Genomic DNA, 26,496 nt, shown 5'->3' on the forward strand with positions numbered 1-26,496 from the left:
AAGTATACTTGAATAGCGTTAGCTACTAGTTGTATTAGTTAACAGTGGCAGTAGTTGCTTCAGTAGCAGAACCTGAAGTTGCCAGTTGCTCCTTAGCTTTGTTCTGCTCTTTAGCTGGGGCACTAAGGCTTGCTACAAACTCTTTGTCACGCTTGCTGTAGATCTTACGATCGCCGAAGTAGTGGTTGTACTGCACAGTGCTCAACACAGCTTCCAGTTCGCTGTCACGCTCGTCGCAAACCGCTTTGCATTTTGCATCGATCAGCTGCTGGTTTCCGGCAAATTGGTCTTCGATCGCCTTCATTTTTGCAACTTTATCCATGTTGATCGCACGTAGCTTTTTCGCCTGGTAATTGTTCAGACGCAATTCACGGATCATATCGTCTGTAAGCTTGTTGGCTCTCAGTTCAACTATGGCAGCGGCTTTGTTCTCGGTAGCAGCAGCTTTTTCATTCTTCTCTGTTGCATTTTCTTTCTTTACCGAGGTATTTGTATTGCCCTTTGCAGTTGCACCACACATGATACCGAAAGTCATACACATACAAACCATTAGCTTTTTCATAATCTTAGTCGTTTTTCAGTTCTACCTTAGTTGTTTTTGAGCCTCCGCGTTTCCGATCAGCCACATATATATAACGCCTTGCCCTGCTAAATAATTCCGATATCGCTTAAATTAATTACTTCTTAAATTGTACAGAAAAAGTGCCAATAAAAAAGCCTGACTTTCATTACGGTCAGGCTTCTGTAAGAGTTATGGTTTCGTTACCAGGTATTTTTCCACATCATGGACTCTACCGGCGTGATGGTGCGGTTGTTATACTTGGCATTGGCTTTGGCATTGTAATAGTTCTCAATTCCGCCTTTCACCTCAAAGTAGATGAGCTGGCCGATCGGCATGCCATAGTACACGCGTACTGGTTGTGTTACCGAAATCTCTAAAGTCCAGGTATTGCAGAAGCCTACGTCGCCTTTACCGGCTGTTGCATGGATATCTATCCCCAGACGGCCAACGCTTGACTTGCCTTCTAAGAATGGCACGTGGGCGTGTGTTTCAGTATACTCACGGGTCACACCCAGGTATAAGGTGTTCGGCAGCAGCACATAGCCTTCTTCCGGTATCTCAAATACATCGATCTCGTTGTGCTGCCGTGCGTCCAGTACCTCGTTGCGGTAAGTGGCCAGGTAGCGGCCCAGGTGTACGTCGTAGGAATTGGTGCCGAGGCAGGCGCGGTTAAAAGGCTCAACCAGAATGGTGCCTTTCTCGATCTCCTCTAAAATCTGCTTATCTGTTAAAATCATGGGGGTGCGCTAAATGGATTGTAAAAGTAAGGAAAATTGATGAAATGTTGATATTCATTATTGTGGCAGGAGAGCGGCAAAACAAAAGCGGCAGCTTCTGTAAAGGGCTGCCGCTAACCTGTTTTATAAAATGTTATACTTTATTTACTAATGCCCTACCGAACGGGAGAAAACATTGATGATAATTACACCGGCGATGATCAGCGCAAGGCCAATAACAGCAGGAAAATCGAGTTGTTGCCTGTAAAGAAGCACCCCGATCACGGCAATTAGTATCGTGCCTATTCCTGACCAGATGGCGTAAGCGATACCTACAGTCATTGTCCTTAACGTCAGGCTCAGAAAGTAAAAGGAAGATGCATAGCCCAGCACTACAATTATACTTGGGAGCGGCTTGGTAAACTGCTCCGAGGCCTTTAAAGCGCTTGTTGCGGCAACTTCACTAATAATCGCGATTAGTAAGTACAGGTAATGCATAAGGAGGGAAATTTACTTTCTCTTGCTTACGCAATACCTGTAAATAGTTATACTTCTTCTTAGCTGTTGTGCACTTCCTGCAATGCTTCGTAGTTGGCCTGCAGGTATTGGTCCACCAGATCATCGGTAATGGCTGTGGAAACGAACAGGGTCTCGTATTGCGACGGAGCTAGGTATACTCCTTTCTGCAACATGCTGTTGAAGTAGCGGCCGAACAGCGCTGTGTCTGATGTTTGAGCGCTGGCAAAATCTACAACCGGCTGCTGTGTAAAGAAAATGCTGAACATAGAGCCTACCCGGTTGATGGTATAGTTCAGCCCCAGTTTCTGCATGTTCTCCTGCATGCCGCTTACCATCCTGGCTGTCGTAGCCTCCAGGTTGGTGTATACTTCCGGGTGGTTACGCAGATACGTTAGCATGGCCATACCCGCCGACATCGCGATCGGGTTACCCGATAATGTTCCGGCCTGGTACACTGGTCCTGCAGGAGCCACAAAGTCCATGATCTCTTTCTTGCCGCCATAGGCACCTACAGGCATACCTCCGCCAATGATCTTACCCAGCGTAGACATATCCGGTGTGATACCAAACAGTTCCTGAGCGCCGCCCGGGGCCAGACGGAAGCCGGTCATCACCTCGTCAAAAATCAGCACAATGCCTTCTCTGTCGCACAGGTCGCGCAGGTCCTGCAGGAAGCCCTGCTGCGGAATAACCAGGCCCATGTTGCCGACAACCGGCTCGAGGATGATAGCAGCCACCTGGTTTTTGTTGGCCTCTACCAGTGTTTTTACCGCTTCCAGGTCGTTGTAAGGAGCGGTAAGCGTATCCAGGGCAACGCCCTTGGTTACGCCCGGGCTATCCGGAACACCCAAGGTAACGGCACCGCTGCCGGCAGCGATCAGGAACGAGTCGCCGTGGCCATGGTAGCAGCCTTCAAACTTGATGATCTTATCTCGGCCGGTGTAACCTCTGGCTACACGAATAGCCGACATCGTAGCCTCTGTTCCGGAGTTTACCATGCGCACCTTCTCGATGGAAGGCACCATGTCGATGATCAGCTCGGCAATCTCAACTTCTTTACGGGTAGGGGCGCCGAACGACAGCGAATTGGGGATCGCTTGCATGATTGCTTCCTGCACGATCTCAGCGGCATGGCCCAAAATCATCGGTCCCCAGGAGTTGATCAGGTCGATGTATCGGTTACCATCCTCGTCGTACATAAAGGGCCCTTTGGCAGAAACCATAAAACGCGGGTGGCCACCCACTGCTCTGAAGGCTCTTACCGGCGAGTTAACGCCACCCGGAATAGATTGCTGCGCGCGCAGAAACAGCTCGTCGCTTATAGTTGATTTGTTCATGTCGGAATAAGTATCTGATGTTAGTTGTAAACCGGGTTTACCACCATAAGTTGTAAGTTCTCCAGTTTGGTTATCGGTACAAACTGATTATCGTGCCGTACCTCTTTACGTGCTGCGGCATCGGTATACCCCACAGCCTGGTAAAAAACACCCGGCCTTATGCCTGCCTCTGCCAGCGAGCCATTAAAATGAGGACCATACGCTTTCAACATCGATCCGAAATAGTACAGCATCTCAAAACCTGCATAGGCATAGGAAGAAGGGGGGAGGTTATACCTGGAAACATAGCTTCTGCGGAAACCATTGGCCTGCGACGACATTTTGTTCATATACTTCGGGGAGATAAAGTATACTTCCTGCTCATCCAGTTGCTTCAGCGAAATCTGGTTGATGTCCAGCCACGACTCGTAGGTCATGAGCGGCATTCGCACCGGCAGGGCACTCAGCACACTGGTTGCATTTACAGCGGCCGTCATCTTGTCAGAAAACACAGCCAGGTGACCTACTTCGTCCAGTTTTAGGTTGTTAAAAGTAGTAGCTGTAGCTGTACTTTGGCTGGAGTTGATTTTTTTATAGGTTTTTACCTTGCCTCCAAGTTTAATGAACTGCTGGCGGTAATGGGAGGCAAAGGTGGTATCGTCTTTGGAGTTCTCGAAAAGTATAACAGCCGTTTTGGGAGTAAAGGTGTTGTAAGCGTAAGTAGCTGCCTGGCGTGCCTGCGTTGCTACAGACGACTCAAATAAAAAGACGTTCTCGTTATTACGCGTCAGTTCCAGGTCCTGCGACAGCGGGTTGATCACGTTGATGTTGTTCTGCTCGGCAAACTGTGCCGCCATTTTCGCAGCCGATTTATACACAGGCCCTACCACCAGGTCCATCTGCTTCAGTTCCGGCGTAGATAGTACTTTCCTGACACCCGTGGTATCGGAGCCGGTATCGTAGGCAAACAGGTTGATGGTGATCCCCTGTTTCCGAAGGGAGTCCTGTGCCAGTTGCATGCCTGCATACAGGTCTGTCACGAACTGGTTCTTTCGGGCTGTCTGGGCCAGATTCTGGTTTAATTGGAAAGGCAGCAGCACAGCAACGTTATACCCTTGCTTGTTTGCGCTTCCTGCCCGCAGGTAACGGTCGCGGTCCAGCTTGTGCTTTGATACGATGCTTTCCAGTTTAGCCTTATCCTGTGGCTTGTACCAGCCGGACAGCAATTTATCAGCATATACCTGCGCTACGATTTTGTCGTCTGGGTACCGCTGCAGCAATTTTTCGTAAGCGGCTCTGTCGTTCAGGCGGTTCAGGTAATACCGTTTCAGGCCTTCCGCGTCAGCAGAAAGTTTGGAAGAAGAGAGCTGATCCAGTTCGGACAAAGCACGTTCATACTCCTTTTCCTCGAAGAGTACGTTTGCCAGCAGGTAATTCGCCTCCGCCATACTCTGCCAGTCCTTGTGCTGCTCTTTGAGTTGCAGCAACATCTTGTGGGCCTGCGGGAGCTTGTTTGCTTTCAGGGCAGCCAGCGCATATAAATAAGAAGCTTCGGGAGCATAGGTGTTGTTGGAGGCAGCATTTGTAACAGGCAATAGCTCGGCCATGGCCTTGTCGTATTGCTGCTGATCGATCAGGGTTTTCCCGTTTTTATAGTTTACTCCGTAATCCTGCAACTGGGCCTGTGCCGGCATGGCCAGGGCAGCCATCACCAATACGCCCGCAACATGCTTGATAAAGCTTCTCTTCATAGGTTCTGTTTTAAATTTTGAATGAGTGACTGTGTGAATGAGTGAATCTTTGCACCCCATACTCTGGGCTATACTGGAATTCACTCATTCAAAAATCACTCATTCACTCATTATATCTTACTCCCACTCAATAGTGGCTGGTGGCTTGGAGCTGATGTCGTACACCACGCGGTTTACGCCTTTCACCTTGTTGATGATCTCGTTCGATACATCTGCCAGGAACTCATACGGCAGACGGCTCCAGTCGGCGGTCATACCGTCCACGCTGGTTACGGCGCGCAAGGCTACCACGTTTTCATAGGTACGCTCATCGCCCATCACACCTACCGATTGCACCGGCAGCAGGATAGCGCCTGCCTGCCATACTTCGTCGTACAGGCCGGTCTTCTTCAGGTTGCTGATGAAGATATGATCTACCTGCTGCAAAATATGTACCTTTTCTGCTGTGATATCACCGAGTATACGGATAGCCAGACCCGGACCTGGGAAAGGATGGCGGCCCAGTATAGCTTCGTCGATTTTGAGGGTACGGCCTACCAGGCGCACTTCGTCTTTGAAAAGCGTTTTCAGTGGCTCTACCACTTTCAGTTTCATGAAATCAGGCAGACCACCTACGTTGTGATGCGACTTGATAGTAGCCGACGGACCTTTTACGCTTACCGATTCGATTACGTCCGGGTAGATGGTGCCTTGTGCCAGCCACTTCACATCCTCTATCTGGTGGGCTTCCTCATCAAATACCTCAATAAATACACGGCCAATGGCTTTGCGCTTTGCTTCCGGATCGGTAAGGCCGGCCAGAGCCGAGTAGAATTTGTTTTTAGCGTCAACACCTTTCACGTTCAGGCCCATGTGCTTGTAAGAGTCGAGCACGTTCTCGAACTCGTCTTTGCGCAGCAGGCCGTTGTCTACGAAAATACAGTACAGGTTTTTGCCGATCGCCTGGTGAATGAGCATGGCGGCCACGCTGGAGTCTACACCACCGGATAGGCCCAGTACTACTTTGTCATTGCCCAGCGTTTGCTGTAGCTCAGCCACAGTGCTGTCGATGAACTGCTCGGAGGTCCAGTCTTGGGTGCAACCGCAAATGTGTACCACGAAGTTACGAAGCAGGGTCTTGCCTTCTTCTGAGTGTGTTACTTCCGGGTGGAACTGAATGCCATAGGTTTCCTGATCGCGAAGCTTGTAAGCGGCAACGCGCACTGTATCGGTGCTGGCAATTACTTCGAAGTTGATCGGAATTTCTTTGATCGTATCGCCGTGCGACATCCACACCTGAGAGCCCAGGGTCAGCTCTTTCATCAGACGGTTGGTCGTATGCAGTTCTGCAAGCCTGGCGCGACCGTATTCCCGGATGGTAGAAGGAGTAACTTCACCGTGAAGCTCGTGGGCGATCAGCTGCGCACCATAACACACGCCCAGTAACGGCAGTTTGCCCATGTAATGGTTCAGGTCGATGGTTGGATGCTCTGCGTCGCGCACCGAGCAGGGGCTGCCCGAAAGGATGACGCCTTTCACATCGTCCGTTAGTGCTGGAACATGATTGTAAGGATAGATCTCACAATATACGTTAAGCTCGCGTACCCTTCTGGCAATAAGCTGGGTGTATTGGGAGCCAAAGTCGAGGATGAGTATTTTTTCTGGCATGCGCAAAGGTAAGGCGCTTTTATAGTTTTTGCCAATACTTTTAGATATAAGTGTTGGGGAGGGAAGTTATAGTGATATTTGTTCGTAATAGTGTATACTTGTAACATGTGGATTTCCTAATTCTCGTATATAACCCCACCCAGCCCTCCCCTAAGAACAGGGGAGGGGGTTTTGCTAAATATACTTTCTGGCGCATTTCTTCAGCTTCGTGCCTAACTAGGACATAGGGAAAAGAGAGTTACCATCTTTTACTGTCATTTCGACCAGCGGGAGAAATCTGATACAGGCAAAGTATAAACACACTCCCTGCCCCTCTCAAGAAGGGAATTTCTGCCTTTAGCATAGATGGGGTTATACTTTCATAGTTGTTGTTGCCCAACCACCCCTAACACCTCCTTGTCTAAGGAAGGGAGTTCTGACACTGCTATACTTTAAAAGTATAATTTCATAGCTACTGTCTTAACATCCCCCTACCTCCTTCAAAGGGGGACTTGGCTGAAGTTGCATAGCAGCCTACAAAGCAGTATCGTTTCCAGTCCTTGGGTTGAGCGCCTTCTGGGTTTCCGGTGCCCGTGAGGGCATTGCGACCGAAGGGTAGCAAAGGAAAGCTAGAAAGCGCGATGCCCTTCATCGAGGGCCCCTACCCCCAGGACGAGGCCCCGCGGCCCTGAGCGCACCAATAGAGACTATGAAAGTATAGACAAGTATGACTGAGGAAAAACAGGCAACTACGAAGCAAAGGCTTGCTTACTCCACTATAAAACTGTATCAGATTTCTCATTGCATTCGAAATGACAGTAAAATAAACATGCTAGCACACTGCACTTTATACTTCAAACTGTAGATTTTTAAACTTTTTATACTGATTACCCTTGCGGTGAAGTATAAAATTACTACTTTTGTAACGGCAAATCGACACGGCCAGCTCCCGTCGAACTCCCCCAGGACCGGAAGGTAGCAAGGGTAGATGGTTGTAGCGGCGCGATGTTGGTTTGCCACTTTTTTTGCCCCTACCTCAAGGATCCTCCTCCTGGCTTCAAGTTTTCGCTTCCTGCTAAGTACCAAATCAAATGTATACTTGTAGCTAATAGCCAACTGTTTATACTTGCTGAAGCCCCTATTTCACCCCTTAAAAACAGCTCCAAAGCATTATACCTTACATCTTTTGTGTTTTGTCTTTTGTGTTAGTACTTATTGCGTTAGATTTGTAGGCAAATCTACTTTTCCAGCATTATGAAATTCTTTATCGATACTGCAAACCTGCAGGAAATCCAGGAGGCACATGACCTCGGCGTATTGGATGGTGTTACCACCAACCCTTCGCTTATGGCTAAAGAAGGTATCTTTGGCCACGACAACGTAATGGCGCACTACAAGCAGATTTGCGAAATAGTAGATGGCGACATCAGCGCAGAAGTAATTGCTACCGATTTTGACGGCATGGTACGCGAAGGTGAGATTCTGGCCGACCTGCACCCAAACATCGTGGTGAAAGTGCCGATGATCCGCGACGGCGTGAAAGCAATCCGTTATTTCAGCGAAAAAGGTATCAAAACAAACTGCACGCTGGTATTCTCAGCCGGTCAGGCTTTGCTAGCGGCTAAAGCAGGTGCAACCTACGTGTCTCCGTTTGTAGGTCGTCTTGACGATGTGTCTACCGATGGTTTGCAGCTGATCGAGCAGATCGTTCAGATCTATGGCAACTACGGCTACCAGACACAAGTGCTGGCTGCTTCTGTGCGCCACGTAATGCACCTGGTGCAGTGCGCTGAGATCGGAGCTGATGTGGTTACCTGCCCACTGAACGTGATAACCAGCCTGCTGAACCACCCGCTTACCGACATTGGTCTGCAGAAGTTCCTGGCCGACCACGCCAAAGGAAACAAATAAGTTAATTACGAGTTACGAATTACGAATTAAGAGTGCCATAAGAGAGGTCTTCTCGGCTGCACCCCTAATTCGTAATTCATAATTCATAATTCGTAATTCATCCCGATGTACATCATCAAGGTAAAAGGCAAGGCCAAAATTCCGGATTACATACAGTTGCGCGACGATAATTTTGTGTTGATCGCGTATTTTCGTGCCGACCGTCCGCTTAAAAACCTCGACCGCTATGGCCTGGAGGGGAAAGAGGAGGCGCTTGCCGCCCTCATTGAAGGACTGGAATTTGGCAAGCTTCAGAAATTAGAGATTTAAGTATTTATGAGTTTTTCTTCTTCCCCGGTTGTTTCGCTGCGCGATGTAGCGATCTATCAAGACATGAACACCATCCTGAGTAATGTCAATTTTGATATTGACAAGGGGGAGTTCGTCTACCTGGTGGGCCGTACCGGAAGCGGAAAAAGCTCCCTTCTCAAAACTCTTTATGCCGATCTGCCGCTGCTGACGGGCTCTGCCACTGTAGCCGATTTCAGGTTAAGCAAACTGCCGCGCCAGCAGGTACCCTTCCTGCGCCGTAAAATTGGTATCATCTTCCAGGATTTTCAGTTGCTGGTAGACCGCACCGTATCCGAAAACCTCTCGTTTGTACTGCGTGCCACAGGCTGGAAAGACAAATCGAAACGAAAGCAGCGTATTTCGGAGGTACTCATGCAGGTAGGTCTGGATGCAGCCGCGAATAAAATGCCGCACCAACTCTCAGGTGGCGAGCAGCAACGAATCGTAATTGCCCGTGCGCTGCTAAACGAACCTGCCATACTTTTCGCCGATGAGCCAACCGGTAACCTCGACCCGCAGGTGGCCGATGGCATCATGCAGCTATTCCAGGAAATCAATAACAGCGGTACTGCTGTGCTGATGGCCACGCACAACTATGAGATCATCAATCGCTACCCCCGCCGTGTGCTCAAGTGCGAAAGCGGTAAAGTGCTGGATTCGCAGGTAGAAGCCTTCACCCTGACCAACGGCTTCTAACTTTATACTTCTCTTTCCCTGATTTTATACTTCCGGGCAGCCTGAAGCTGCTTCGGTGTTAGCGTTTTACACTTCCGGCAAGCTTCAGTACCCACTGGTTCAGTTCCGGGTATACGTTAAAGCCAAGCGTAAGCGACCCGTAAACCGCTGTGATAAGCGCAGAGCGTATGGCAATATCCAGGAACACATTGCCCAGGTAGGGTAGCAGGTAGGATGCTCCCAACGCCACAGCAGAAATGGCAAGTATCCCCACAGAACTCCAGGCGAAAGGCTGCATTTTGTAGATCCACAGCACAAAGATCATCCGCAGCAGGTTAATAAAAATCAGCGAGAGCATGGTGGCAAAAGCCGCTCCGTTCATGCCATATAGTGGGATAAAGATGTAGTTTGTCCAGATGGTAAGGCCTGCCAGCACAATGTTAAAGAGCAGGTCCCAGCGGTACTTTTCGGATGTGGCCAGGATGATGCCGTTTATACCTGTCGCCAGGTCCACCAGGCGGGCCAGCGCCAGAAACAACACCACATATTTCCCTTCACGATATTCCTCCGGCATAAACGAGAACAGGTTGTCCAGGTTGGCCCAGATACCGATAAAGAGCAGCAGCCCGATGATAAGGTTGATGAGCGTGATCTGCTTGTAAAATTTAGCCAATCCTGGCATGTTCTGATCTTTCCAGAACTCGGCCACCTGCGGAAAAGCAATCTTGAAAATAGCCAGGGCAGGCGTCACGATGGCGCTGGTAATGAAAAAAGCAGTGGTATAGACACCGTTATCGCTCAGGCTGACCGAGCTGATCATCACTTGGTCTACCGTTTTGATGATGGTTACCGAAATGTTGCCCATGAACGTGAACAGGCCGAAAACCAGCATTTCCCGCATCGGCACGATGCTGGCGATGGTAGCAAAGGAAGGCTTCAGGTAAAGCTGTTTCAGCCACAAGGTATACACCATCAGCACCAGTGCAATCACTGAGTTTACCCCTACATACCAGAGCACAAAGGTATGGAAGTCCATCCAGCCGAAACTATAGACCACCAGCAACAATAGGATCAGGACCCGCGACAGAAAATCCTTTACGAAGGAAGAGACAATGGTTTTGAACAGCGACCGCAGGTATGCCGTGAACAGGTTAAACAGCAGCGTGAAGAACGCCAGCGGAATGATGTAGTAATAGTAATCCAGCAGCAGAGCGGAGTTCTCTTGGTAATAATCAGTTACAACCGGTTTGAATACCAGGAACAGGATCGTGATGAGGCCAAAACCCAGCATGGGCACCGAGAGCAGCCAGAACAGAAAGCCATGGTGCTGCTGCTCTTTGTTGCGGAAGTATGGGAAGTACCGCACACTCATGTTCACAAAGCCAAGCGCCGCGAACTGGGCAAACATCTCAGCTATGGTAAGCAGCAGGCGCGTGAGCCCCACCTGGTCCGGCTCCAGGATGTTCGGGAACAGCAGGATCACATTTACATACCCGATCAGGATGCCGGCATACGAAATTATGGTGTTCCAAATACCCTCGCGCTGAAGATGACGCATGTATGGTGGTGCTTTAGGATAAAGAAGGGGCAAATATACTATATATTATGAAGAAGGAATCTGATGTTATTTCTTCCTCTCTACTGTGTTTGCTAAAAACGAGCGGAGGTGCTGCAGGGCCAGTTCACCGCTCCTGCCATCGTACTCTGTGCCGACGGTAGCATTATAATACTGCGCCCGCAGGTATACTTCGGGCCGCTGGTTTATACTTTGCTGCAGCATCTGCCTCAGTTCCTCGTAACTGGCAGCAGCCTCCACCAGGCCGTGGGCGACATAGCCATAGTAATCATGCAGCGCCTCCTTCGGGTTGAAGTTGTAGTAGATAGACCAAACGTTGAGCAGTACCGCCTCCAGGTGAATGCCTGAGTTGCCGCTGATCTGCACATCAAGCTGCCGCAGGTAATCGAAGGTAGCGACGGTGCGGCTGTCGGAAATGCTGATGGTAGAGCTTATACTTGCCAGCGCCCCAAAGTTGCGCTTGTCGCGGGGGTGGGGGCGGAGGATGATCTGAAGGGATGGAAAGTCCTTGGTCAAGTGTATCAGCAACTGCTCGATCTCCTTGGTCAGGTCCATCAGGTTGCAGCCAATGCCGATGGTCTGGATGGTAGAATGGTGGTTGCGAAGCGGCACGAACTTGTCGGCTTTGGGCATGCCGATAAATTCTACGCGTCCTTCCACCGGACCACACAATTTATACTTGTCCAGCGAGTCCTGACCTTCCAGCAGGCTCAGGTCAAAAGCCAGTGGCGGGAAGAGGTTGCTGACGCTGGCATGCTGCACATAAGCGGTCTTTATCCCCAGCTTTTTGGCGGCCAGCAGCATGGCGCGGGCATCGGCGTTGTGGTCGTTGGCAAACACCACGCAGCTCGGTTTATACTTGCGGAGCTTCTGCAGGTAAATCTCATAAAAGCCGATGGCATCGTAGAGCAAGTCCACAAAGCGCAGGGTGCTCTGTTTCCTGTGCGCGAGGAACTGAAAAAAAAGCGGCAGAAACTTGTAGTAGTAGAGCAGCTTTCTGCGGAGTGACAGGCGTGCAACCGTCTGGTTATACTTGCCGATCTCCTTGCTCTGCCCGGCTACCATCACGGCATCGGGTATGCCTTCCTGCAGAAAATGCAGGCTGTCGTAGTTGTTCTGGCTAACCACGTACAGCCATACTTTGTGCTGCAGCTTTTCCAGCTGCTCCACCGACTGGAACAGGTTTCCGAAAAGGCGGAAGAACGTATGGGCTGCCATGCGGAGGAGGCGCAGGAACGGACTTTTAGGAGAGGCCGCATTTTTGGCGCTTTCCGGCAGCTTCAGAAAGCCTTCCGAAAAGTGCATGTACAGAATGCTGCTGTAAATGGCGTACCATTTTTTCATGTGCTACACCAAATCCCAGCTGAGCGGCGTACCCGCTTTGATGTCTTTAGAAGCGGGTCTTCCCAGCAATTCTTCGTAATGCTTCGGCGCCAGCCCCAGGCCCGGACGGATCACGCGGATGTTCTCTTTGGTCAAGGCTTCACCGGCTTTGATGTCTTTGGCTGCGTACACAGAGCGCTTGAACAGGCGACTTTTCTCTTCGGCCCGCTGCACGCCATACTGTACGTGGCCCATGGCCAGCCACGCCCGTTCCGACTCTACCACCAATGCGCGTAGTTCTTCCGGCTCCAGCGAGAAAGCAGAATCCACGCCGCCGTCGGCTCGACGCAGCGTAAAGTGCTTCTCTATTACCGTTGCACCCAGTGCCACAGCGGCTACGGAGGCGCCCACGCCCATGGTATGGTCAGATAATCCTACCTGCACGCCATAAAGGTCGCGCATGTGCGGTATGGTCAGTAGGTTGGTATTTTCCGGAGTGGCCGGGTAAGTGGAGGTGCATTTGAGCAGGATGAGTTCCTGGCAGCCGGCTTCACGCAACACCTGCACGGCTTCTGCTACCTCCTGTACGGTGGCAGCCCCGGTGCTCATAATCACAGGCTTGCCGGTAGCGGCTACCTTGCGCAGCAGCGGGTGGTCAGTGTTTTCAAAAGAAGCAATTTTATACACCGGCGCGCCCAGCTCTTCCAGGAAATCCACGGCCGTTTCATCAAAAGGGGAGGAGAAGGCGATCATGCCGCGCTCTTTTGCCCGATCAAAAAGCGGCTTGTGCCATTCCCAGGGGGTGTAGGCTTCCTTGTAGAGGTCGTAAAGCTCGCGGCCCTTCCACAGCGATCCTTCATCTTCAATGGTGAAGGCGCCGGGCAGGGTCATGGTGTCGGCGGTATAGGTTTGTAGTTTGATGGCATCGGCACCGGCGGCGGCGGCGGCATCCACAATAGCCAGCGCGCGCTCCAGCGACTGGTTGTGGTTTCCCGACATTTCGGCGATGATGAAGGGTTTATGTCCCGGGCCCACCAAACGGCCCGCTATATTGATATCATTGATCATTTTATACTTTTTATACTTGCCTACTTCTTCAACGAAAGCGTGAACCGGTAAGCGGTTGGGTAATCTTTTGAAGGCTCGTCGTAAGCAAAGCCGGCTTTTTCGAAGGCTCTCACGGAGGCTGTGTTGTCCTGCTGCACCAGCCCCTCTACCTGTTGCACATCGGGCCGCTGCTTTTTCAGGCGTTCTACGCCTTTCAGCAACATGGAGTGCCCCAGACCTTTGCCTCGGTAATTTTCCCCGATCAGGTAGCTGATGGTAGCCACTTTACCGGATATCTCGAAGCGGATATGAGCGGCGGGCTCTCCTTCTATTTCGGCAATATAAAGCTTCGTGTCAGGGTTGTCAAGCCGGGCGTGAAACCAGCGGGTGTGGTTCTCCAGCGGAATAGGCTCCGATTTAAAGGAGCGGCTGCGTACTTCCCGATCGTTGGCCCAACTGAAGAGCAGTTCCAGATCATCGGGCGCGGCATCGCGTAAGGTTAGGTTGGCGCTGAGACTGAGGTTGTGAAACAGCTGCTTCAGGCGCTCGTCGCTCTGGCCATCGAAATGCTCTCGCTGGGTAGTTACCTGCTGCTGAAACTGCTCTTTTCTCAGGCCCTGCTCTAGTTGCTGTAGTAGCAGCTTGTATTCAGTAGCCAGGTTGTTCCCAGTAAGGAAGCCATACATGCTTTCCTGGTTGTCGGCTGTCTGTAGTACATATAGAGCACCTCCTACGGCACAGTACTCATAGGCTACGCCGCTTGCCGAAGTTACAGCGAGGGCACAACGGCGCATGAGGTCGCGCATTTCGCGGGCGCTCAGGTTCTGGTGCAACGTGGCGTTCGTGTTCTGTTCCAACCAGTTCTTCAGCGCCATTTTATGCGGATAAGCACTGCCTACAATGATCTCGATGTGCTGGATAGCTTCCAATTGAGTTAGCTCCTGCGTTATTCTTAAAGTATGGTTATCCGGATCGGCACCACCCATGTTCAGCAGCACGCGCAGCTTACCAACCGGAAAGGTGCGTTCGGTACGGGCTGCTTCCAGGAAAGGCTTCCGGAGCAGGGCATAAGCCGGACCTAAACAGAGCTTTGTGTAGGGAGCCGAAGTATACATTTCAGGAGCCATGCCACCGGCCTGGTTGATTACCGCATCGGCAACAAAAGTATAGCTGTGGATGTCGTCGATACACACCAGGGTAGCGCCTCTGGACTTGATGTTCTGCTGGTAGGCGGTGCCAAAGTTGTATCCATCCAGCACCACGATCTCCTCTTCTGAAATATACGCCGCCAGTTCGTAGCCAAAGCGATCTTCGGATGGGGAGGAGGGAGGCAGCGCAATAATGCCATCGCAAACGTGCCGGATCTGTTCCTGTAGAGCCCGGTCCGGCGACTGTATGGCAAACACGCATTCAAAATCGTGCCGTAGCATGTCGGCTAGCGCCAAAGAGCGTACTACGTGTCCCAATCCGATGCGGCTGTTGCCGTCTGCCCGGAAAATAATGCGCCTTTTCTTGTCCATGCTACTGTAGTTTTTGAAGTACCCGGGTAAATCCGCCTGTTTGCAGCAGCTTTTTAGCTTCTGTCAATTCATCCTCCTCCGAAGCAAACGCCTGCCGCTGTGTATTTACGGCATTTACCGCATAAAGCCACGGATTTTCCGCTACAAGTTCGGCTATATCCTCGTGCCGCACATACAGCTCGTCCTGCAAAAGCCTCTCGTACAGGAGCGAAGCCAGGGCATAATCAGACGGATAGTCTATGGTCAGGCGCAGCGCCTGGATCGGAGAAGTATAGGCTATACTTTGCCTGGAGAAGCCTTTCTCACGGCGGATATAGGGCGTGACATGCTCCCGGTCGGCAGTTTCGGTTGCTTCCTTGGCGGCTCTTTGCAGGGCGGCAAAAGAAATAACTTCCACGTTGGTGCCTAGTGGCAGGCCTTCGGTTATGGTGTAATCCGCTTTCTTTTCCAGGTGCTGCTGCACGGCCTCGTCAATCGTTTCTGGATTTACGAACGGATTATCGCCTGTCAGGCGTACCACCACGTCCAGTTTATACTTGCTGGCCGCCTGCATAAACCGGTCCAGCACGTCGTCGGTAGAACCCCGGAAGCACCCGATGGCATTCGGGGTGCAGAAATTCAGAATGGCATCGTCAGTTGTGCTTTCAGTGGTGGCAACCACCACCTCCTGCAGCGTGGTAGCGGCACAGGCTCTCAAGATCACATGCTCCATCAGACCGGGACCGCCGCCGAAGGGCAGGGGCAGGAGAGCTTTGTTCGGGAGCCGCTCCGAGCCGAGCCGTACCTGTATGATGGCGCCAACTTTTACCATGCAGTCCAGCCTCCGTCCAGCACCATGTTTTGCCCGGTCATGTAAGCCGACGCGTCAGAAGCCAGGTACACAAAAGCACCTTTCAGGTCTTCCGGCTTGCCGATGCGGTGGAGCGGGTTCTTGCGCTCCAGTTTCTCTATAAACGTCTTGTCCTGCTGCACCTTCTCGCTTGGGAAAGGACCCGGCGTAACAGCGTTGACTGTGATGTTATACTTGCCCAGGTAGCAGGCAAAATAACGCGTGAGCTGCAGCACACCGGCTTTGGCAGCACCGTAATGCGGCGGATTCAGCGAGGCCGGGCTCTCTTCGTAAATACTAAAATCCGGCGACACCATCCCGTACATAGAAGATACGTTAATGATCCGGCCACCCTTGTCTTTCAGGTAAGGGATCACCTCCCGGATGCAGCGGTACACGCTGTTCAGGTTGCCATCGATGCCGTAGGCCCATTCCTCGTCGGTGAGCTGCTCCGGCTGCTGGCCTTTGGAATAAAAGGCGTTGTTTACCAGCACATCCAACCGGCCCTGCGTTTCCTGCACTTGTTTGAAGGCATTGGCTATACTTTCGGTTTGGGAGATGTCACAAGTAAGGAAGTATACCTTATCCAGTGCCTTGCCTTTAAAAGCTTCCTCAAATTTATCTACGCTGCGGCCCAGTACATAAACTGTTGCGCCGGCCTCTGCCAGGCTTTCGGTTATGGCCGTACCAAGGTGCCCGTAGCCGCCGGTTACCAGCGCCACTTTACCAGTTAAGGAAAATAGCTCGTTTATAGGTTTGCTCATGATGCGGGCCACTTGTAAGGTAGTATGATGTTCTCGTTCTCTTCTTTCAGTTGCTCCAGGGCCGCCAGCAGTTGCTCTGGCAGGGTATAGACGCAGAAGCGGATATTCTCCAGAAGCGTCTGCAGGCTTTCCACCCCAATCACCGCATTCGAAATGTAAGGATTTGCCAGCGCAAAGCCCAGGCAAACTGCTCCAAGTGGTAGCTGGTATTCCTGCGCCAACTGCTGCAAGGCAGCGATTTTGGCAGCAACCGGTTGCAGGTGCTGCGGCAGCTTGTCGGGCTGCATAAAGTATAGCCCCTGCAGGTATACCGAGCGCACGTGGGCCTCTATTCCTTGCTGCTGTAGCTTCGGCAGTACTTCGTCAAAGCGCCTGTCGAAGATACTATAAGGGAACTGCACTATATCGATGGGAGCATTAGCGCTTAAGAGCTCTTCGGCCTCCTGCGGATGGTAAAGCGAAATGCCTACTTTTTCTACCAGGCCGGAAGCTTTTAGTTCCTGCAGCTCTTCGAGCACAGCCGGTTTGCTGCTATAAGTGCTGTAGCTGTGCAGCAGGTAACCATAAAGCTTTGGCACACCCAGTCGCTCCAGCGACTCCTCAAAAGCCTGTTTTATACTTTGGTCCGGCCTGTTGGGCGGATATTTGGAAATGATGCGGAAATCTGTTCCTGCTTCGGCTAGGGCATTGCCTATACGTTGCTCGCTATTTCCGTAAGCCGCGGCCGTATCCAGGGTAGTGATGCCGGCTTGGGTGGCCTTCGCAAGTATAGCTTTTACTTCCTCCTGTGGAATCTGACCACGTTGGTTGCTGATGCCATAGTTGAGGCCAAACTGCGCGGTGCCCAGTATCAGCCGGTTGATATTGCTTGCCTCGGGAGCGCTCACTTTCGGACAAACTCCTTTATTTTTACAATTACGAACTGCTGTTCCTCTTCCGTCAGGGTAGGGTACATCGGCAGGCTCATGCATTGGCTGTAGTAATGCTCTGCTTCCGGATAATCACCTTTTTTAAAGCCCAGGCTGCGGTAGTAAGGCATGGTGTGGGCCGGAATGTAATGCACCTGCGCAAAGATGTTGTGCTGACGCAGGTAATCATACAGGCCTTTGCGGTCTTCTACCCGGATTACATACAAGTGGTAAGCATGGCCTGTGTGGCCTTGTTCTGCGAGTGCCTCTGCCGAAGTGCGCAGTGTTTCCACACCCTCAAATCCGGCAAAAGCAGTATCGTAAACTTGGGCGATTTCTCTGCGGCGGGTAAGGCCGGCGTCGGCGCGCTGCAGTTGCGAAAGGCCCAGTGCGCAGAGCATGTCCGGAATGCGGTAGTTGTAACCGAGCTCCTGCATTTCCATGTACCAGCCGCCGTGGTTTTCTTCCAGCAGCTCCGGGTCGCGGGTGATGCCGTGGGTGCGGTAGAGCAGCAGTTTTTTATACAGCTCCTCATCGTTGGTCGTTACCATCCCGCCCTCACCAGTGGCAATGTGCTTTACCGGGTGGAAAGAGAAAATAGCCAGATCAGCATACTTGCCGTTTCCGCACAACTGCTTCTCGCCCTGGCTGTCGATGAAGTAACCGCCGGGCGCGTGGCAGGCGTCTTCAATGATCCACAGGCCGTGCTCGTCGGCCAGTTTCCGCAGCTCCTCCAGGTTCACCGGGTTCCCGGCAAAGTCTACCGGAATGATTCCGGTAAAGTAGCCTTTGGGCTTGCTCTCCAGCAGCTGGCGAACTTTTTCAATGTCAATCAGAGCTGTAGCGGGATCGATGTCGGCAAACTCTACGGTGCCGCCGCAGTAGCGCACGCAGTTGGCAGAGGCCACAAACGTAATGGGCGTAGTGATTACGCGCGACTCTTCGTTCACACCCAGTGCCATGGCGCATAGATGAAGCGCAGCCGTTCCGTTAGCCACGGCCACGGCATACTTAGCGCCTACATAGTGGGCAAAGGCCTGTTCAAACTCAGCCACCTTCGGCCCCTGCGTCAGGAAATCCGACTGAAGCGTTTCCACCACGGCTGCAATATCCTCTTCGGTAATGTGCTGCCTGCCGTAAGGGATAGGTTTTTGAGTGCTGAGTTCTGAGTGCTGAGTCATGCGTGTTAATTAATAATGAGTAGTGATTAATGATTAATTTTTCGACAGACGTGGCTGATACCCTAATTAATCATTCATCATTAATAATTATACATTAAAATTCGGGTCTACGTGCTCGCGGATCTGGTCGCGGAGCTGCTCCACGGTTAGCCAGTCGGTGTTGGTGCCGGAGTTATACTTGAAGCCCAACTCCACCATCTTGCCGTTGTGCGCTTTCAGGAAATCATCCGTACTCCAGACCGGTGTAGAAGGCAGAATTACGTAGTACTTATCCAGCTCCACAGTGTTTAAAGAGTCGGTTTCGGTGATCATCTCTTCGTGCAGCTTTTCGCCAGGACGAATGCCGACTACTTCCTGCTTGCAGTTCGGACCAATGGCCTCAGCCAAATCGGTGATCACGTAAGAAGGAATCTTTGGAACAAAGATTTCGCCGCCCCAATGGTGCTCCAGCGCATGGAATACCAGTTCCACGCCTTCCTCCAGCGATATGTTAAAGCGCGTCATATCCGGGTGCGTGATAGGCAGAACGCCCTCTTCGCGCTTCTTCAAAAAGAAAGGCACCACCGAGCCACGTGAGCCAATCACGTTGCCGTAACGCACTACCGAGAAACGCAGGTCGCGCTTGCCGCGCATGTTGTTGGCTGCTACAAACAGCTTGTCGGAGCACAGTTTGGTTGCACCGTACAGGTTGATTGGGGCAGCTGCTTTATCGGTAGAAAGCGCTACTACGTCTTTTACACCAGAGTCAAGGGCTGCGTTGATGATGTTCTCGGCACCCAGCACGTTGGTCTTGATGCACTCCATCGGGTTATACTCGGCAGCCGGTACCTGTTTCATGGCCGCAGCATGCACAATGATGTCGATGCCCTCGCAGGCGCGTTTGAAACGCTCGGCGTCGCGCACATCGCCAATGAAATAGCGGATGGATTTATACTTGCTGTGCGGAAACGTCTGCGACATTTCGAACTGTTTCAGCTCGTCGCGGGAGTAGATCACGAGGCGCTTCACGTCCGGAAAACGCGCATACACCATCTCCACGAACTTTTTTCCGAACGAGCCGGTGCCGCCCGTTACCAGTATAGACTTATTGTTAAGGTCTAATGCCATTCTGAATTTTTTGCTTTATACAGCAGGTGCGTTTTAGTCACCCGAAACAGGGTGCAAGATAAATATTTAATTGCTGATTGATTTAATTGATGATTGTTAATTGTTAAATTGTTGATTGTCTGAACCAGGATTTACAGGATGAATGAAGGATCAGCAGGATTTGGATCAAAACCAAATTTTATACATCAGCTTTCATTGTGCTTTCCCACCCTTGTTGGTGTTCTCAACAACAACTTATACTTCAGCGGCCGTTGCGCTTGCTGGTGAAAACACGCAGCAAGCGCAACAGATCTCTACCGCCTAAACTTTTTTATCCTCTAACTCCCAAACTCTCTAACTCAAATCAACTTTCTAACTTTAATTCTTAACTCTCAACTTTTAACTAAAACTCCTATCTTTCCGGCTATACTTCTGCTTGATCATGTTGAAGAAGATCCTTTTCGGGCTGCTACACTCCGCCGGCTATTATTTCCGCTATACTTCGGTGCTCCACCATCCGTCTAAAAAAGTGATGGCAGGTAGCCAGTTGCTATACTTTGGTGAGGAGGAACGGGCCTTTCTGGAGCAGTCGGCTGCGAGCTTTAACTATAGTATAGATTATAGTTTAGGTTATCGGCAAAAGGAGCAGTACTTGGTGCGGCTACAGCAGGCTGTGTTGCTGGGCAACTCCGGTGCTGTGGTGCAGGAAGGGCGCGTGGTGGTAGAGTCGGTATTTGATGTGAGCCGCCTGGCTAAGTCGCCTGCTTTTAAAACGCCTGCCTTGCTGCTGCCCAGGTATAAAAAAGGACTTTATACTTCTATACTTCACCTGCCTTGGGCCAGGAACAACAATTACCACTGGTTTTTCGACTGCTTGCCGCGGCTCTACTTTGTGCTGCAAGCGGTTCAGGAGCCAATCCGGATTATCATGCGCCGCGACCTGCCGGCTTACCAGTTACAGACGCTCCAGTTTATACTTGCCGATTATCCGCAGGCGCAGGTGGTGTTTATAGGCAAACACGAGAAGTGGGAGGTAGAGGAGTTTATACTTCCGTCGTTCCTCTCTAACGCCCAGAGCGGTTTCCTGCCACAATCGGTTAACCAGTGGCTGCGCCACAAGATCTGGAGCGGCTATGGTGTGCAGCCGTCTGGCAACAAAAGACGCATTTACATCAGCAGAGCCAATGCCCAAACCCGGCGGGTGCTGAACGAGTCGGAGCTGCTACCCGTGCTGGCAAAGTATGGCTTTGAGGTGGTTCGGGCCGAGGAACTGAGTTATCAGCAACAGGTGCAGCTGTTTTTCGAGGCTGAAGCTATCGTTGCTCCCCACGGCGCCGGCCTGACCAACCTGCTGTTCTCGGAGCAATGTAAGGTGCTGGAGTTTCATCCGGCCAACCTGATCAAGACGCATTACTTCCTGCTCTGCAAAGGCCTAGGCTTTGACTACACTGCCGTAGTGGGCTCCGTGGGAGACAAGCAGGAAAATTATAAGGTGGACGTGCAGCAGGTGGAAAAGTGGCTGGAGAAAGTATAGTTGTATGGGAACGTTTTATTAGGTTTAGTTGGAGTATTAAGGTAAAGATACTCCACATATAGTGCAGATAGCAGGAGTAGGTACTCCTGCTATACAGAAGTTGGGAAAATAAAATATTATTTATGAAAAAAAATATGTTACTACTACTACTTTAAAAATTTGCGAAGAAGCTATTCTCAAACCTACAACTCATTGCTTATGAACTTTATTCAAAAAGCTACTATAGTAGCTGGATTAGTATTCCTGCCGTTTATGACGTTGGCTCAAGGTTCACGTGCTCTGCCTTATAATGAAGATCAGATAGAACTTGATCAAGAAGTGAGTCCATCAGGTACCGCAACTGATAAATTCAAAGCTATTCATGTTATTTCTACTAGTTTAAGAGGGGTGCGTGGCGCCAATGGAATAGTCTATTGGGTTAGCAAGGATAAGGCTACACTGTCGGCCTATAAAGGAGCGCGACTACTCTGGCAGACGAATGTGGCCGAAGCCTTCAAGTCGAAGTTTCAACAGCCTCTAATTGAGAAGATTATTCTTTCCTCCAATGTGATTTTTGTATCAGTTAGTAATAAGGTGTTAGTTGAAATTAACCGAGAAACCGGTCAACTAGGGAAAAAATAAACTGAGAAGGCAGCTTTTTTGATGGTAAAAATATCTTTACACAATATCATTAAAAATAGATTACTTTGCCCAACCACACCTTTACGGTAATTGCGCCACTGCAAAGCCCAGTACGTTGGTGGTAATAGTAAATTACGAGAAGTAAGGGGAAAGCCATCACAGTGTAAGAACAATAATGAAATTTAAATGCCAATAATACTCTTAGCAGCAGGCTTTTTATCGATTATCATTGGAATTTTAATCTTCAGGGATATTCAAAAAGATAATAAGCGTGGGTATGAAGACAAGTATGGTGCTAACATCAAAATGTACTTTGCTTCATTCGGATTTTGCTTGATAGGTATAGTTGTAATATTTAGAACTATCCTTGATTTGTTTTAAAATAAAAAACCACTTCCACCAACAAGGTTCATAGTTTAGGTTCGGCTACGCCTCCCCACACTATGCACAAGACGTTAACTTACTCATTAAACCAATCTCAATCCACCCAGGCAACCTTTCCTTACAGCCACGCATCTGTTTAGTAAAAGAAAGGAGGATTGGTTATGAGCAAAACATTAAAAATCAGTACGATTACAATTGTAGCTTTCAGCATACACTTCCTGTTCGATGGTATTTATTTCAAGAGTATCAGAAGCTGGATGCACGAGGTAATCAATCAATTCGGGGTAAGCCATATAATAGCCTATCTCATTGTAGGGATTCCAATTTTTGCCGGTACACTTTTAATCGGTAAACAGAAGGAGTTTTTTAAAAACCTGGGTTTAGACAAAAGCTTCTTAAAGGCATTGGCATTCGCTGTGGTCTGTACAGCACCTATGTTTTTAGGATTTTCACTCTTATTTGATTTCAATACAGACATAAAGCTAAACACCATTCTGGTTTCTATCCTGGCGGCCGCTTTTTTCGAAGAACTATATTTTCGAGGTTTTCTGTTCGGGCAGCTCTACAAACACACGTCTCTTGGGTTTATTACTTCTGTATTGTTAGGCGCATTACTTTTCGGGCTGATACATTTATACCAGAGCACCGATCCGATCGAATTAGTCGGGATATTCCTCATCACGTTCTTAGGCGCAATCCTGTTTGCATGGGCGTACGTGGAGTGGAACTATAACTTATGGGTTCCGGTACTGCTTCACTTACTTATGAATTTAGCCTGGGAGTTATTTAATGTAAGCGATAATGCCCTGGGAGGAGCCTACTCCAATGTCTTCAGGACCATTACAATTGCTTTGATCATTGCTGTAACCATACTTTACAAAAAACGAAAAGGACTACCTCTGGAAATAAACAAGCATACTCTGTTTATGAAAAAGTCTGTATCAACAAAGCATGTAAATAAGAGCGCCTTAAGAGCTAAAACGAGAGTGGCAGTTTAAGATAGAGGCGTGTTGCTTTCCCAAATTTATACAGTGATAATCTGCTCCTTTTTCATACATAAGACATACTAAAAGAGAATTCCTCTACAGCTTAACCGTATCCACTTCACCTAAACCAGGTAAGCTGTCACTAAATAATCACAGCTCTGTCCTAAGCTGACATTACCCCTCTGCAAGCCTCGCGTACACTGTATTGTTTCTGATCTAAACTTAATCATATACAGGTATGGCTGAGAAGAAAGTGATCACCGTATTTGGAGCAACCGGTGCCCAAGGTGGCGGCGTTGCCCGTGCTATACTTAACGACCGCGACAGTAACTTTGCCGTGCGTGCTGTCACCCGAAATCCTGATTTGGATAAAGCCAGAGAGCTGGCCCGCCTGGGTGCTGACGTAGTAACTGCCGATATCGATGACAAGGAAAGTATGCGAAGAGCACTGGAGGGAGCTTATGGTGCGTATTTTGTTACCTTCTTCTGGGCTCACTTTTCACCGGAAAAAGAACTGGCAGAGGCCCAAAGTATGGCGGGAGCCGCAAAAGAGGCGGGGCTAACGCACGTGATCTGGTCTACGCTGGAGGATACCCGCAAGTGGGTGCCGCTGGACGACAACCGCATGCCCACGTTGCAGGGCAAGTATAAAGTACCGCACTTTGATGCCAAAGGCGAGGCCGACCACTTTTTCACGGATATGGGTGTGCCAACTACTTTCCTGAGAGCCTCTTTTTATTGGGATAATTTCATCTATTTTGGGATGGGACCAAAAAAGGGACCTGATGGCAAGCTATACCTTACCTTGCCCATGGGTGATAAAAAGATGGCCGGCATTGCCAGCGAAGACATAGGAAAGTGCGCTTATGGTATTTTGAAGAAGGGAGAAGAATTAATTGGTAAAACCGTTGGTGTGGCCGGCGAACAGCTTACCGGGCAGGAGATGGCCGAAAAATTTAGCAAAGCTCTCGGGCAGGAGGTGCTGTATAACAGTATATCCCCTGAGACCTTTCGCAGTTTTGGCTTCCCGGGAGCCGATGATCTGGGCAACATGTTTCAGTTTTACCGCGATTTTGATGAGGTTTGCAACAGTGTTCGGGATGTTACCTTCTCAAAAGAACTCAACCCGGAGTTAAAATCTTTTGACGAGTGGCTGTCTGAAAACGCAAAACGCATACCTTTAGAATAATCAAACACCGACCCTATATCCACTATCACATGTCTGCCGCTGATAACTACATCGAATTAAACAGGCGCTCCTGGAACGCGCGCACTGATTTTCATGTGAAGTCTGACTTTTACGATGTCGAAGGCTTCCTGAAAGGCAATACCTCGCTTAAGGAGATCGAGCTGAATTTGCTGGGTGACCTGCAGGGGAAAAGCCTGCTGCACCTGCAGTGCCATTTCGGGCAGGATACCCTCTCACTGGGCAGGATGGGTGCCCAGGTAACCGGTGTTGATCTTTCGGATAAGGCCATCAGCCAGGCAAATGAACTGGCGCACAAGGCAGGCATACCGGCAGACTTTATCTGCTGCGACCTTTACGACCTTCCGCAGCACCTCGACAAGCAGTTTGATATCGTGTTCACCAGCTACGGCACCATCGGCTGGCTACCCGACCTGCAGAAATGGGGGCAGATCATTTCCAGGTTCCTGAAGCCGGGCGGCAGGTTTGTTTTTGTCGAGTTCCATCCTGTGGTCTGGATGTTCGACGACAACTTTAAAACAGTCAAGTATAACTACTTCAACGAGGGGCCGATCATAGAAACAGGCAATGGAACCTATGCCGACAGAGATGCGCCTATTGCGCTGGAATGTGTAACCTGGAATCACCCTCTTAGTGAAGTGTTAAACAGCCTGATCGGAAATGGGCTTGAGATCAACGCTTTCGAAGAGTTTGACTATTCTCCTTTCAACTGCTTTAATGAAACCATTGAAGTTGGGTCGGGCAAGTATCGCATAAAACATCTTGGCAACAGAATACCTATGGTATATGCCTTGGTTGCTACTAAGAAAAGTGAAAATTAACATTACTCAACCCAATAGTTAGTTGAGGCTTTTCGCACATGTCCCATCTACAAATCTGTACTGGCCTTTATTCCCATGTCCACATCTCCTAAAACTTATAGATCGGAATTTTTATATACTTTTTCTCATATTGCCAATTCGTGAAATTTTGAATGCTTTTCTTTGCTTTTGTTTACTTTTGTCTATTATTTATTAAGAATATCTAATTATATCATATGTAAAAAAGCAATATTTCTACACTATTTGTTATGGTACTTTTATCTTATTTTAAAGTTAATCTACTTGAAACAAAAGTAAAAATGAGAACTATGCTAATTTAAACCGTATAGGTTAGTATATGACGCAGAACTAGATTCGGTATGTACTTAGTGCGTTGTGGTGAATACACAAAGCAAAGAAATGCTTGTTACAGTCAAATTATTTTAAACCTTGATTACACCAGTACCCTTCGTCGATACCTGCAGTTAAGCTCCTTATCTAATGGAGTTGAAGGTATACCTACCTGTTAAGATCAGACCATAAACAACATCTTAATTTGAAATCCTAGTTTATTCTACTTGGTCTGCAAGTAAAAACTTGCGTGGATTAATATCCAGGATTTTCTAACCTCTTTACCTTTCTCGATAAGCTTATTAAAGCTTAGCACCACAATAGTGTGCTGGGCCTTGCGCCCCACGGACAATGATTATGCAGAAATCATTGGAGAGGCACTGCATTGCCGAATTTTTAACCACAATTCTATAATCCAATCATTTCAATCATTTTCAAACTTTAACATTCACATTTATGAAAGCAAAAGTTTTAAGTTTCGCCATCGCGCTTATTGCGTTGTTTAATTTCAATAGTGCCTTTGCACAGAGTCCTCATTTTGTGCAAGACCCATGCGTTAGTTCGTCTTTAGATGCCATTGTGTTCAAAGTTGCAGGGCTTGGTAATGATGCAATTATTGCCACATTCTCAGGAGAAGTCTGGTGTGAAAACCCTGCTGATAAAGATGATGTTCCTGCGTGGGAGTCTAAGGATATAACACAAAGGCTAAAGCCGATAGGTACTGATGAAAATGGTAACTATGTATTTGCACTTGAGACATGTAACAACAGATGGGATCTAAGAGGCGTGCAAAACGGAACTTTGACTATCTATGATCCTAGTGACAGAAGCACACCACTAGATTCATACACTTTCTCAGGTACTCATTTAGCTTCTGATGCCTGCAAGTTTATCAGATAGCATTTGAGTTTCTAGTGTGTTAAAAGGCCGGAGCTTATGTTCCGGCCCTTCACTTTATACAAGAGGGAAGCAT

At 49.3% G+C, this 26,496-nt stretch carries 24 protein-coding genes and 1 other RNA gene; 10 read left to right on the forward strand and 15 right to left on the reverse strand.

The genetic code is table 11. The features are described 5' to 3' along the window. Positions 1-34 precede the first annotated feature (34 nt). The 6 genes from MJ611_RS14635 to guaA form a co-directional block, all read right to left on the reverse strand. Positions 35-541, reverse strand: coding sequence for a hypothetical protein (locus tag MJ611_RS14635; protein ID WP_250430663.1), 507 nt, complete (start codon positions 539-541; stop codon positions 35-37). A 221-nt stretch (positions 542-762) separates the two neighbouring features. Further along, the gene (gene dcd, locus MJ611_RS14640) at positions 763-1,299 is read right to left on the reverse strand and encodes a dCTP deaminase (RefSeq protein ID WP_250430665.1); all 537 of its coding nucleotides are present in this window, start codon (positions 1,297-1,299) and stop codon (positions 763-765) included. A gap of 147 nt (positions 1,300-1,446) precedes the next feature. Next, positions 1,447-1,776: a DMT family transporter gene (locus tag MJ611_RS14645; protein ID WP_250430667.1), complete on the reverse strand. Its 330-nt coding sequence runs from the start codon at positions 1,774-1,776 to the stop codon at positions 1,447-1,449. A 59-nt stretch (positions 1,777-1,835) separates the two neighbouring features. Beyond that, entirely contained in the window at positions 1,836-3,134 is a 1,299-nt protein-coding gene (gene hemL, locus MJ611_RS14650) for a glutamate-1-semialdehyde 2,1-aminomutase (protein ID WP_250430669.1), read from the reverse strand. Between the two features lie 20 nt (positions 3,135-3,154). After that, the gene (locus MJ611_RS14655) at positions 3,155-4,864 is read right to left on the reverse strand and encodes an ABC transporter substrate-binding protein (protein ID WP_250430671.1); all 1,710 of its coding nucleotides are present in this window, start codon (positions 4,862-4,864) and stop codon (positions 3,155-3,157) included. Positions 4,865-4,981: 117 nt separating this feature from the next. Then, a complete protein-coding gene (gene guaA, locus MJ611_RS14660; protein ID WP_250430673.1) occupies positions 4,982-6,511 on the reverse strand; it encodes a glutamine-hydrolyzing GMP synthase in 1,530 nt (509 codons plus the stop codon). Positions 6,512-7,415: 904 nt separating this feature from the next. On the opposite strand from guaA, the gene ffs reads away from it, so the two are divergent. The 4 genes from ffs (at position 7,416) to MJ611_RS14680 (ending at position 9,427) form a co-directional block, all read left to right on the forward strand. Next, positions 7,416-7,513, forward strand: an RNA gene (gene ffs / locus MJ611_RS14665) — signal recognition particle sRNA small type. 231 nt (positions 7,514-7,744) lie between these two features. Next, a complete protein-coding gene (gene fsa, locus MJ611_RS14670) occupies positions 7,745-8,401 on the forward strand; it encodes a fructose-6-phosphate aldolase (protein WP_250430675.1) in 657 nt (218 codons plus the stop codon). Positions 8,402-8,506: 105 nt separating this feature from the next. Further along, positions 8,507-8,710, forward strand: coding sequence for a fructose-6-phosphate aldolase (locus tag MJ611_RS14675; protein WP_250430677.1), 204 nt, complete (start codon positions 8,507-8,509; stop codon positions 8,708-8,710). 6 nt (positions 8,711-8,716) lie between these two features. Then, complete coding sequence (locus tag MJ611_RS14680) at positions 8,717-9,427, forward strand: cell division ATP-binding protein FtsE (protein WP_250430679.1); 711 nt, start codon at positions 8,717-8,719, stop codon at positions 9,425-9,427. Positions 9,428-9,485: 58 nt separating this feature from the next. Here MJ611_RS14680 and MJ611_RS14685 read toward each other — a convergent pair whose 3' ends face one another. The 9 genes from MJ611_RS14685 to pseB all read right to left on the reverse strand — a co-directional run bounded on the left by MJ611_RS14685 (position 9,486) and on the right by pseB (position 19,661). Further along, entirely contained in the window at positions 9,486-10,964 is a 1,479-nt protein-coding gene (locus MJ611_RS14685; protein WP_250430681.1) for a lipopolysaccharide biosynthesis protein, read from the reverse strand. A 66-nt stretch (positions 10,965-11,030) separates the two neighbouring features. Beyond that, the gene (locus MJ611_RS14690; RefSeq protein WP_250430683.1) at positions 11,031-12,326 is read right to left on the reverse strand and encodes a glycosyltransferase family protein; all 1,296 of its coding nucleotides are present in this window, start codon (positions 12,324-12,326) and stop codon (positions 11,031-11,033) included. Between the two features lie 3 nt (positions 12,327-12,329). Further along, a complete protein-coding gene (pseI, locus tag MJ611_RS14695) occupies positions 12,330-13,373 on the reverse strand; it encodes a pseudaminic acid synthase (RefSeq protein WP_250430685.1) in 1,044 nt (347 codons plus the stop codon). Between the two features lie 20 nt (positions 13,374-13,393). Then, positions 13,394-14,872, reverse strand: coding sequence for a UDP-2,4-diacetamido-2,4,6-trideoxy-beta-L-altropyranose hydrolase (gene pseG, locus MJ611_RS14700; RefSeq protein WP_250430687.1), 1,479 nt, complete (start codon positions 14,870-14,872; stop codon positions 13,394-13,396). A gap of 1 nt (position 14,873) precedes the next feature. After that, positions 14,874-15,683 (reverse strand): glycosyltransferase family protein, encoded by an 810-nt coding sequence (locus MJ611_RS14705; RefSeq protein WP_250430688.1) that lies wholly within the window; start codon positions 15,681-15,683, stop codon positions 14,874-14,876. Further along, a complete protein-coding gene (locus MJ611_RS14710) occupies positions 15,677-16,465 on the reverse strand; it encodes an SDR family NAD(P)-dependent oxidoreductase (protein ID WP_250430690.1) in 789 nt (262 codons plus the stop codon). The genes MJ611_RS14705 and MJ611_RS14710 overlap by 7 nt, the downstream gene beginning before the upstream one ends. Next, the gene (locus MJ611_RS14715) at positions 16,462-17,352 is read right to left on the reverse strand and encodes an aldo/keto reductase (protein ID WP_250430691.1); all 891 of its coding nucleotides are present in this window, start codon (positions 17,350-17,352) and stop codon (positions 16,462-16,464) included. Before MJ611_RS14715 ends, MJ611_RS14710 begins: the two co-directional genes overlap by 4 nt. After that, positions 17,349-18,554 (reverse strand): UDP-4-amino-4,6-dideoxy-N-acetyl-beta-L-altrosamine transaminase, encoded by a 1,206-nt coding sequence (pseC, locus tag MJ611_RS14720; protein WP_250430692.1) that lies wholly within the window; start codon positions 18,552-18,554, stop codon positions 17,349-17,351. Before pseC ends, MJ611_RS14715 begins: the two co-directional genes overlap by 4 nt. Positions 18,555-18,641: 87 nt before the next feature. Further along, a complete protein-coding gene (gene pseB / locus MJ611_RS14725) occupies positions 18,642-19,661 on the reverse strand; it encodes a UDP-N-acetylglucosamine 4,6-dehydratase (inverting) (RefSeq protein ID WP_250430694.1) in 1,020 nt (339 codons plus the stop codon). 421 nt (positions 19,662-20,082) lie between these two features. Between pseB and MJ611_RS14730 the strand changes: the two genes are divergently transcribed. The 6 genes from MJ611_RS14730 to MJ611_RS14755 all read left to right on the forward strand — a co-directional run bounded on the left by MJ611_RS14730 (position 20,083) and on the right by MJ611_RS14755 (position 26,423). Then, positions 20,083-21,174, forward strand: coding sequence for a glycosyltransferase family 61 protein (locus MJ611_RS14730; protein ID WP_250430696.1), 1,092 nt, complete (start codon positions 20,083-20,085; stop codon positions 21,172-21,174). A 198-nt stretch (positions 21,175-21,372) separates the two neighbouring features. Further along, positions 21,373-21,795, forward strand: a complete 423-nt coding sequence (locus MJ611_RS14735; protein ID WP_250430698.1) for a hypothetical protein — start codon at positions 21,373-21,375, stop codon at positions 21,793-21,795. Positions 21,796-22,340: 545 nt separating this feature from the next. Beyond that, a complete protein-coding gene (locus tag MJ611_RS14740; protein ID WP_250430699.1) occupies positions 22,341-23,177 on the forward strand; it encodes a CPBP family intramembrane glutamic endopeptidase in 837 nt (278 codons plus the stop codon). Between the two features lie 226 nt (positions 23,178-23,403). Next, complete coding sequence (locus MJ611_RS14745; protein ID WP_250430701.1) at positions 23,404-24,354, forward strand: NmrA/HSCARG family protein; 951 nt, start codon at positions 23,404-23,406, stop codon at positions 24,352-24,354. A 29-nt stretch (positions 24,355-24,383) separates the two neighbouring features. Then, positions 24,384-25,193, forward strand: coding sequence for a class I SAM-dependent methyltransferase (locus MJ611_RS14750; protein ID WP_250430703.1), 810 nt, complete (start codon positions 24,384-24,386; stop codon positions 25,191-25,193). A gap of 786 nt (positions 25,194-25,979) precedes the next feature. Next, the gene (locus tag MJ611_RS14755) at positions 25,980-26,423 is read left to right on the forward strand and encodes a hypothetical protein (protein WP_250430705.1); all 444 of its coding nucleotides are present in this window, start codon (positions 25,980-25,982) and stop codon (positions 26,421-26,423) included. Positions 26,424-26,496: the final 73 nt, after the last annotated feature.

The sequence above is a fragment of the Pontibacter ruber genome, assembly GCF_023630205.1.
Taxonomy (GTDB): Bacteria; Bacteroidota; Bacteroidia; order Cytophagales; family Hymenobacteraceae; genus Pontibacter; species Pontibacter ruber.

Bases quoted from the DNA above. Each gene is read 5' to 3' on its own strand.
- MJ611_RS14635 (WP_250430663.1), bottom strand. From the start codon at position 541: ATGTGTATGACTTTCGGTATCATGTGTGGTGCAACTGCAAAGGGCAAT.
- dcd (WP_250430665.1), bottom strand. From the start codon at position 1,299: ATGATTTTAACAGATAAGCAGATTTTAGAGGAGATCGAGAAAGGCACC.
- MJ611_RS14645 (WP_250430667.1), bottom strand. From the start codon at position 1,776: ATGCATTACCTGTACTTACTAATCGCGATTATTAGTGAAGTTGCCGCA.
- hemL (WP_250430669.1), bottom strand. From the start codon at position 3,134: ATGAACAAATCAACTATAAGCGACGAGCTGTTTCTGCGCGCGCAGCAA.
- MJ611_RS14655 (WP_250430671.1), bottom strand. From the start codon at position 4,864: ATGAAGAGAAGCTTTATCAAGCATGTTGCGGGCGTATTGGTGATGGCT.
- guaA (WP_250430673.1), bottom strand. From the start codon at position 6,511: ATGCCAGAAAAAATACTCATCCTCGACTTTGGCTCCCAATACACCCAG.
- fsa (WP_250430675.1), top strand. From the start codon at position 7,745: ATGAAATTCTTTATCGATACTGCAAACCTGCAGGAAATCCAGGAGGCA.
- MJ611_RS14675 (WP_250430677.1), top strand. From the start codon at position 8,507: ATGTACATCATCAAGGTAAAAGGCAAGGCCAAAATTCCGGATTACATA.
- MJ611_RS14680 (WP_250430679.1), top strand. From the start codon at position 8,717: ATGAGTTTTTCTTCTTCCCCGGTTGTTTCGCTGCGCGATGTAGCGATC.
- MJ611_RS14685 (WP_250430681.1), bottom strand. From the start codon at position 10,964: ATGCGTCATCTTCAGCGCGAGGGTATTTGGAACACCATAATTTCGTAT.
- MJ611_RS14690 (WP_250430683.1), bottom strand. From the start codon at position 12,326: ATGAAAAAATGGTACGCCATTTACAGCAGCATTCTGTACATGCACTTT.
- pseI (WP_250430685.1), bottom strand. From the start codon at position 13,373: ATGATCAATGATATCAATATAGCGGGCCGTTTGGTGGGCCCGGGACAT.
- pseG (WP_250430687.1), bottom strand. From the start codon at position 14,872: ATGGACAAGAAAAGGCGCATTATTTTCCGGGCAGACGGCAACAGCCGC.
- MJ611_RS14705 (WP_250430688.1), bottom strand. From the start codon at position 15,683: ATGGTAAAAGTTGGCGCCATCATACAGGTACGGCTCGGCTCGGAGCGG.
- MJ611_RS14710 (WP_250430690.1), bottom strand. From the start codon at position 16,465: ATGAGCAAACCTATAAACGAGCTATTTTCCTTAACTGGTAAAGTGGCG.
- pseC (WP_250430692.1), bottom strand. From the start codon at position 18,554: ATGACTCAGCACTCAGAACTCAGCACTCAAAAACCTATCCCTTACGGC.
- pseB (WP_250430694.1), bottom strand. From the start codon at position 19,661: ATGGCATTAGACCTTAACAATAAGTCTATACTGGTAACGGGCGGCACC.
- MJ611_RS14730 (WP_250430696.1), top strand. From the start codon at position 20,083: ATGTTGAAGAAGATCCTTTTCGGGCTGCTACACTCCGCCGGCTATTAT.
- MJ611_RS14735 (WP_250430698.1), top strand. From the start codon at position 21,373: ATGAACTTTATTCAAAAAGCTACTATAGTAGCTGGATTAGTATTCCTG.
- MJ611_RS14740 (WP_250430699.1), top strand. From the start codon at position 22,341: ATGAGCAAAACATTAAAAATCAGTACGATTACAATTGTAGCTTTCAGC.
- MJ611_RS14745 (WP_250430701.1), top strand. From the start codon at position 23,404: ATGGCTGAGAAGAAAGTGATCACCGTATTTGGAGCAACCGGTGCCCAA.
- MJ611_RS14750 (WP_250430703.1), top strand. From the start codon at position 24,384: ATGTCTGCCGCTGATAACTACATCGAATTAAACAGGCGCTCCTGGAAC.
- MJ611_RS14755 (WP_250430705.1), top strand. From the start codon at position 25,980: ATGAAAGCAAAAGTTTTAAGTTTCGCCATCGCGCTTATTGCGTTGTTT.